The organism is Rhodoplanes roseus, assembly GCF_003258865.1.
GTDB lineage: Bacteria > Pseudomonadota > Alphaproteobacteria > Rhizobiales > Xanthobacteraceae > Rhodoplanes > Rhodoplanes roseus.
The window spans coordinates 1-377 of sequence record NZ_NPEX01000688.1 but is presented as its reverse complement, the minus strand read 5'-3'; the positions used below and the strand labels follow the sequence as shown (position 1 = coordinate 377).

1 protein-coding gene is annotated in these 377 nt (G+C 63.1%); it reads right to left on the bottom strand.

All coding sequences use genetic code 11. The features are described 5' to 3' along the window. Positions 1–377: cation:proton antiporter domain-containing protein (locus CH341_RS31980; protein ID WP_210208717.1), on the bottom strand; the 377-nt coding region annotated here is incomplete at both ends.

The window sequence follows — 377 nt, the reverse complement described above, 5'->3', positions numbered from 1 at the left end:
CAAGCCCGATGAGGAGGAACAGGACCGAGTTCAAAAGCTCGTCGATCACCTCCCAGAAATGAAACAGATAGGTCTTCGTCTCCTCGCTCATGGCCGTGCGCTGGCCCCGATTGCCGACGAGGAGGCCTGCCACGACGACGGCGATCGGTCCCGACATGTGAAGCGCGAGCGCTACGGCATAAAGCCCGGTCACCAGCGCGAGGCTTAAGAGGATCTCGACCGGATAATGGTCGATCGATTGCATCAGCCGGACGGCGATCCACCCGCCGACGAAGCCGAGGAGCGCGCCCCCACCCGCCTCCAGCAGGAAGATCTCGCCGATATGGAGCGGCTCGATCTCGCCTCCCCCGGCCGCAATCGCGAGAAGCACGGTAAAC